Source organism: Brevibacterium picturae (genome assembly GCF_030453725.1).
Lineage (GTDB): Bacteria > Actinomycetota > Actinomycetes > Actinomycetales > Brevibacteriaceae > Brevibacterium > Brevibacterium sandarakinum_A.
Window position 1 is genome coordinate 1 of sequence record NZ_JAKDJU010000152.1, and the last position, 7,171, is coordinate 7,171.

Below are 7,171 nucleotides of genomic sequence, written 5' to 3' on the forward strand. Positions count from 1 at the left end.
CCGTACACCGGAGTGTCCAGTCCCTCGTAGCGGGCCTTGAGCTGCAGGGCCAGGTACAGCGAGTAGTGCCGGGACTGGTGCAGGTTGCCGCCCTGGAACCACAGGTTCTCCTGCTGGGTGGGCTTCCACATATTGCGCTGCTCACCCTCCCACGGCCCGGGATCCTTCGTGGTGTCGGAGCCCAGCCCCCAGCACTTGCCGACTTTGTCAGCGGTCTCCTGATCGATGAGGTCCGCGACCCAGCCGTTCATGGAGCCGTAGCCGGTCGCGTAGACGACGAGGTCGGCAGGCAGCTCAGTGCCGTCTGCGAGGATCACGGAATCAGCGCTCAGATGGTCGACTTCGCCCTTGGCCAGTTTCACCTTGCCCTCGGCGATGAGCTCTGCGGAGCCGACATCGATGTAATAGCCCGAGCCGCGGCGCAGGTACTTGAGGAACATTCCAGAGTCGTCGTCACCGAAGTCGAGGTCGAAACCAGCATCCTCCATTCGCTGGTAGAAGTCCTTATCGCGTTCCTTCATCTGCTCGTAGAGCGGAATCTGGAACTCGTGCATGATCCGGTACGGCAGCGAGGCGAACGTGAGATCGGCCTTCTCCGTGGTCACCCCGTTGGCCAGGGCCTTCTCCGAGTAGAGGTCGCCCAGCCCGATGTCCATGAGCGAGTCGCTCTTGACAATGTGAGTACTCGAACGCTGCACCATCGTCACATCGGCATCGTTCTCGTACAGTGCGCCGCAGATGTCGAAGGCGGAGTTGTTGCTGCCGATGACCACGACCTTCTTGCCCGCATAGGCATCGGGGCCCGGGTGCTGCGAGGAGTGCTGCTGCTCGCCCGTGAAGATGTCCGCACCCGGGAACGATGGGATATTCGGCTTGCCGGACATCCCTGTGGCCATGACCAGATGAGTGGGCTTGAGGGTGATCTTCTCCCCGTTGCGCTCAACCTCGACCGTCCACTCCTGCGACTTCTCGTCATATCTCGCCGAGGTGGCTGCCGTCGATGACCAGTACGGAATCTCCATCACCTTGGTGTAGAACTCCAACCAGTCCGCGATCTTGTCCTTGGGCGCGAACACCGGCCAGTTCTCGGGGAACTTGAGGTAGGGCAGGTGGTCGTACCAGACAGGGTCGTGCAGGCACAGCGACTTGTACCGCGAACGCCACTGGTCGCCCGGCCGGCTCCAGCGGTCGATGACGAGTGCCGGGACCCCCATCTGCCGCAGGCGAGCACCAAGCGCGATCCCTCCCTGTCCACCACCGACGACGAGGGTGAAGGGCTGAGCCGTCTCACCCCAAGCAGCATCCTCTTCAGCGAGCTTCTCCGACCAGGACTTCCGATCGGGATCGACACCGTGTTCGGCACCCTTGGGTCGACGCGTGCCCTGAGGCTCTTCGAACCCTTTGAGCTCCTGCAGCGTCGTAAGCACTGTCCACGCCTTGATGCCGTCCTCGTCGATGAGACGAACCAGACCTTTGCCGCGACCCACCGAGGTGCTGAAGGTGAACCAGGCTTCGGTGACTCCATCCGCCGAGGTGGCAGGTTCGCTGATCTCGAAACCCGAGGGGGAGACCCGATCGAGGTTCACGGTCAGCAGATCCTCGACCCCGTCCTGGTTCTCCACCGTGTTGAGGTTCCAGGTGAAGGCCACGAGGTCCCTCCAATAGCACGTCGTGGCGAACAGTCCGACGGCTGCGGTGATGTCACGAGCACCGAGTGCGGATTCAAACTCCCCCAGCCATTCGGTCGCGATGTCGTCGGCGGTGAGCTGGGTGCGATCAATTGTCGTTGTCATGTCACTCCTCTTCGTTGAGCTGTGTGACACCAAGCTATGCCTGCACCACTTGGGACGGAAGAGTTGCATCATGTTGCAATGGTCCAGCGTCGATCGTTGCACGAGGTGCCTCACTCAGGAGTGAGCGCGTGATCCGTGTTGCATGGCCACCGAGGTTCACCACGCCTATACTCGTCCTATGCCTCAGCCGGATCTGGCGCATCTCGCCAGAGATCTGACACGCATTCACGATGCTGTGATCACCGGCGGTTCGCCGCCGGAACAACCGCGGGCGCTCGTCAAGCGCTCGTGGGATCGAATGCTGCGCCTCGGCCTCGACCCGGGCGGCGGCAATCACAGGGTCGTCGCCGCCGAGGCGGACATCGAGTTCAGGCGGCAACGGTCGAAACTGCGTCTGATCGTCGAGGAGATGAAATCGGTGCTCCTGCGAGCCCCCGATGCCGCGAGCTTCATCCTCGTCGTCACCGATGCCGATGGCGTCATCCTGTGGCGCGACGGCGCCCACTCCGCACGTCGGCAGGCCGATGGCCTGGGCTTCGTCGAAGGAGCGCACTGGTCGGAGTCGGTCGTCGGCACGAATGCGATCGGCACGGCTTTGGCCGAAGAGGCGCCTGTGCAGCTGTTCTCCGCAGAGCACTTCGAGTCGGCACAGCATCCCTGGTACTGCAGCGCTGTGCCAGTCCACGACCCCCACGACGGTCGACTGCTGGGTGTCGTCGACATCAGCGGGCCCGCGCTCACACTGCACCCGACCGTGCGGACTCTGGTGTCCACGGCCGTTCGTCTGGCCGAGGCGCGCCTGATGATCATCCAGCAGGAGCACCTGACGAGTCTGCGCGATCGGATGTCGGCCATGCTGCAGGGCACCCATGGGCCGGCGCTGGTTGTCGACGACGAAGGCTGGGTCGCCTACGAACAGGGTGTCAGGAGCAGAGACCGGATCGATGTACCCGCACCCGATCGGTCGATCCTCATCCCCGGTGCCGGAATCTGCATGCCCGAGAAGATCGCGGGAGGGTGGCTGCTGCGACCATCCGGTGACCGTCGAGCCTCCGTGGTTCTCCGCCTCTCACAGTCCCCGGCGGTGCTCGAGATCCTCTCGGATTCGGATCCGCTCATCGTTGCGCTCACGCCCCGGCACGCACAGATCGTGGGGGCGGTCACCTCGGCGGGGGCCCAGGGCGTCAGCGCCTCCGACCTCAGTCAGATTCTGTACGGGGACGCTGACCATCTGGTCACGGTCCGCGCCGAGGTGTCGCGACTGAGGCGCTCGATCGGGGCGTTGCTCGCCACCCGTCCCTACCGGTGGGCCGAGGGAGTCAGCACCACGCTGGAGTGAACCGGCCTGTCAGTTTCCTGCTGCATCGAGCCACCAGCGATAGCGCAGACGCAGAGCCCTTTCTGCGCTGCCGATCGCGGCCGCGACACCCAGGCTGATGGTCAGCCACAGGGGCAGAGCGATCAGCGGTTCGACGGGACCGATCTGCTCGGCAATCGGTGGGATCCGCAGGATCGGCAATGCGATCTGCTGGAGCAGCAGAACAATTCCCACCAGCAGCATCACGACCGAGATCGCACCTACGATGCGACTGAGCACAGGTCGGCGCGCGTCCAAGCTGGCCCTGCGGCCTTCAGCGGATCGGGCATCGGGCTGCATCTGCTGCTCAACTCCTTCGTCGGAGACGAAGTGGCATCGCTTCAGCCCGAAATTGCTCGAAGCGACGTCGATGCGCCCACCCTCCACCGGGAACACCGCCGGGACCCTCGAGACCGAGTGCTGCCGATCGTTGCGGTAGAGGAAGACCTTCATGTAGCCGTTGTCGTCGGTCTTCCACTGCCGCACATCGACTGCGTACCGCACCTGCTGCCCTGCCGAGTCGATGAGAGCAAGATGAAGCAGGGATCTGCCCAGCAGCTGCCACCAGCGGAACCTCGGCAGCCATCGCCCGTCCCCAGGCTCTATTCGTTTGACCGCTCGACGCCGTCGCCATTGCTGAAACATCTGGGCGCCTCCCCGGCACTCGACTCATTTCCAACACAGTGTGTTGGTAGGATCAGAAGTACACTAACACGGTGTGTTGGAAAATTTCAGTGGAAGGAGGCGATCGCGCGAATGAGCACGCCTGAGGGAAAGAGCACTCGTGAGCGGATCCTCGCAGCAGCCGCGGAGATCATCGCCGAAGAAGGCATGACCGCGAATTTGAGCGTCAGAGCAGTCGCCTCGCGTGTGGGAATCAGCACCGGTTCGCTGCGTCACCACTTCCCGACCCAGCAGATGCTGCGGGACGAAGTCATGCACCGCGTCTATGACTGGGTGCTGGCGGGAACCGACATCCGCAACTCTGCGATCCCTGCCCGCGACCGCCTGGTCGGATGCCTCCGGCAGGTGCTGGCCATGGCCGGGGCCGGGGCCGAAGCACGGACGGCGATGAACACGGTCACCACCACGTTCATCGCCGTCGAACAGACCGAGCAGGTCCGTGAATCCTATTTGGCCATGCAGCGAGACGGGCAGCGCAGGGTCGAGGAGTGGCTGCGCGTTCTCGCTGATGAGGGAGCGCTGGCTGAGACGAGCCGCATCCCTCAGCTGGCGCGGTTCCTGGGCACCGTTCTCGACGGCCTGGCTCTTGAGCGAGCCCTGCCCGGCGAGGACTCACTCGCGCAGCTGGAGACCGAGACGCTCTACGTGTCGGTCGATGCCGTGCTCAGCTCTTAGCCTGGGCCCCGCCCCGGGCAGAGTGATCAGCCGCCGTGAGGCACGACGACCGCACGGCCCGACAGCTCTCCCGCCTGCAGCTTCCGGTAGGCTTCGAGCCCGTCGTCGAGGCTGTAACGTTCGACCTCCGGAATGATCTGACCCGCCCGGTACATGTCGACGACCTCGTGGAGTTCCTCGATGGTTCCCCAGTATGTGTTGGTCAGAGTCGATTCGTACGGTGCCGTGAAGAACGACCATTCGTAGGCACCGCCGGCGACACCGACGATGGTGCATCGACCCATCCGCGCCATCGACCCCGCAGCCACGGCCACGGTCGATCCGACACCGACGAAGTCGAAAGCCGCGTCAACGCCCTTGCCTCCGGTGATGTCCCGGATCCGCTCGACCTGTCCTTCACCACCGGCAACGGTGACAGCACCCGCCTCGGCGGCCTTTGCCATCGCTTCGTCCTTCATGTCGGTGGCGATGATCGTTGCGCCGGTGAGTGCCCGCAGGATCTGCACAGCGATCTGACCGAGGCCGCCGAGACCGATGACCAGAGCGTACCGGCCGCCGCCGCCGAGGTTGGGCAGCGAGTTCTTGATCGCGTGGTACGGGGTCAGTCCGGCATCCGACAGCGGTGCTGCGGCCACTGGATCGACATCGCCGAGCGGCACGAGATTGCGCGCCGGGACGGTCACGTACTCCGCCATTCCGCCGTCACGTCCCAGGCCGATGCCAAGGTACGGATTGGTCGCCGCATTCTCACAGTAGGTGTCCTGACCACGTGAGCATGCTCGGCAACGGCCGCATCCGACAGGTCCGTACACCAGGTAGGCGTCGCCCTTCGTGAAGCCGTCGACTCCTGGCCCGAGCTCTTCGACCCAGCCGGAATTCTCATGACCGAGCACGAATGAAGGTGGAACCGCGCCGGGACCACCCTTCTCGAATTCGTTGTAGACGGCGACATCGGAGTGGCAGGCACCGGCTCCCGCGACTTTCAGCAGAACTTCGCCTGGTCCCGGCGTCGGCCGTTCAACCTCTTTGAGCGTGGGAAAAGTCTTGTAGTCCTCGAACACGATCGCTTTCATCAAGTGATCTCCTCTCGTGTCTCACAGGAGCGGCAGGTCCGCTTCCGATTTCAGACTAATCGTCAGAATCGGATGCGTCACCACTTATATTGTGAGGTGAGAGACACCGCACGAAGACGCCACACCAAGACCCCCCCTGCTCAGATGAGTCCAGTGGGCCTGGCTAGGAGTGCCCTCAGTGACGAAGCAGGGGTCACTCCGCCTGGGCCCCGCGATAGGTGCCGATCGACCAGAGCACTCCTTCGGGATCGGCGACGCTGAAGTCGAGTGATCCGTAGTCCTGTTCGGTCAGCCCCATAATCTCTCTCGCGCCCGCCGTCATCGCTCGGTGGTAGAGCTCCTCGACGTCTGAGGCCGCGAGGTAGACGGACCCGGCGGCAACACCGGTCTTCGTCATCACGCCCCCGTCATCGCGGACCGAGCCGAGCATGACTCCCCCGCCTTCGGGCCACGACAGTTCGGCATGGTCGATGCGCTGCGGGTCATCGGCGTTGGGGTATTCGGCCGCGACTTCGAAGCCCAGCGCTTCCTGCAGGAAGGCGATTGCGGCCTTGGCATCCCGGTAGCGGAAGGTGGGCCAGACGTTGGCTCCGGTGGTGTTCGACATTGTCAGTCCTTTCCTCGTTGCTGCTGTCGCCTCCATCGTGGACCGCAACCGCTGCCGAGGTCTTGGACAAATGGGAACGGAGCGAGGCACAGACGTATCTTGTCGCCGAGGCGGTCGAACGCAACCGTTCACCCGAGAGCCGAATCGTCGCCCACGGAGGCCCTGACGACGTCGTCGGCGCTCAGCCACCCCCGCGGACTGGTGCCCGTCAGCGCTCGGAAGTCGCGATTGAGATGAGACTGATCGGAATAGCCGCAGGTGGCGGCGATGTCTGCCATCGACGTGTCGCCTGCGGAGATCATTCTTCGCGCTCGATCGAAGCGCAGGACACGTGCCGCTTCTTTGGGGTTGATCCCGAACTCGGCCTGGAACTGCGCAGTCAGATGCCGCCTGCTCCACCCGATGTCATCGGCCACCAGGGACACCGGAAGTCCGCCATGACTGCGCGCGATCCGGATCCATGACTCGACGACGGCACCCCTCGGACGCGCTCCCTCATGGAGGGCGCCGATGAGCACCTCGTCGATGGCGTCGAAGCGCGCCGCCCAGCTTGCGGCTTCGTTGACCCGCTCGTGCAGCTCCGCGGCGATCGGTCGCGCGAGCTCGGCAAGGTCGTAGGTGCGGTGGGCGAGCTCGACCGCCGGGAGACCGAAAAACGCACGCGGGGCCAACGGACTGAAGTTGATCTGGATGCCGGTCATCGCACCGCTGTGTTTGATGAGTGTGGGCCTCAGGTGGAGGCCCGCGAGGAGCACATCGAACGCATCGGTCGAGTCGGCGTCCCGGTCGTACTGGCGCAGCGGTTCGTCGATCGCAACGATGAACGTCAGTGAACCCGAGGGAAGTCCCAGATGCGTCCCCGCGGGGACGCCGGAGATGTCGTAGCCGACGTAGTCGCCGAGGAACGGCCGCAGGCGCGGATGCGGGCGGCGAGTCAGATCATCGGCGGTCACCTCGGACATGACAGCAGTTTAGACCCGCG

7 protein-coding genes are annotated in these 7,171 nt (G+C 64.1%); 2 read left to right on the forward strand and 5 right to left on the reverse strand.

The window, feature by feature from the left end; genetic code table 11:
• A partial coding sequence (locus L0G76_RS12635; protein ID WP_304357543.1) for a flavin-containing monooxygenase occupies positions 1–1,793 on the reverse strand: 1,793 nt, incomplete at its 3' end.
• 178 nt (positions 1,794–1,971) lie between these two features.
• Here L0G76_RS12635 and L0G76_RS12640 point away from each other — a divergent pair.
• Positions 1,972–3,132, forward strand: a complete 1,161-nt coding sequence (locus L0G76_RS12640) for a GAF domain-containing protein (RefSeq protein WP_304357544.1) — start codon at positions 1,972–1,974, stop codon at positions 3,130–3,132.
• A gap of 9 nt (positions 3,133–3,141) precedes the next feature.
• Here L0G76_RS12640 and L0G76_RS12645 read toward each other — a convergent pair whose 3' ends face one another.
• Positions 3,142–3,795 carry a hypothetical protein gene (locus tag L0G76_RS12645; protein ID WP_304357545.1) on the reverse strand — a complete coding sequence of 218 codons (654 nt, stop codon included), beginning with the start codon at positions 3,793–3,795 and terminating at the stop codon, positions 3,142–3,144.
• Between the two features lie 111 nt (positions 3,796–3,906).
• Here L0G76_RS12645 and L0G76_RS12650 point away from each other — a divergent pair, with 111 nt between their 5' ends.
• Complete coding sequence (locus L0G76_RS12650; RefSeq protein WP_304357546.1) at positions 3,907–4,509, forward strand: TetR/AcrR family transcriptional regulator; 603 nt, start codon at positions 3,907–3,909, stop codon at positions 4,507–4,509.
• Between the two features lie 26 nt (positions 4,510–4,535).
• On the opposite strand, the gene L0G76_RS12655 is transcribed toward L0G76_RS12650, so the two are convergent.
• The 3 genes from L0G76_RS12655 to L0G76_RS12665 form a co-directional block, all read right to left on the reverse strand.
• On the reverse strand, positions 4,536–5,582 hold the full coding sequence (locus L0G76_RS12655; protein WP_304357547.1) for an NAD(P)-dependent alcohol dehydrogenase: 1,047 nt from the start codon (positions 5,580–5,582) through the stop codon (positions 4,536–4,538).
• A gap of 193 nt (positions 5,583–5,775) precedes the next feature.
• On the reverse strand, positions 5,776–6,189 hold the full coding sequence (locus L0G76_RS12660; protein WP_304357548.1) for a VOC family protein: 414 nt from the start codon (positions 6,187–6,189) through the stop codon (positions 5,776–5,778).
• 128 nt (positions 6,190–6,317) lie between these two features.
• Entirely contained in the window at positions 6,318–7,151 is an 834-nt protein-coding gene (locus L0G76_RS12665) for a helix-turn-helix transcriptional regulator (RefSeq protein WP_304357549.1), read from the reverse strand.
• Positions 7,152–7,171: the final 20 nt, after the last annotated feature.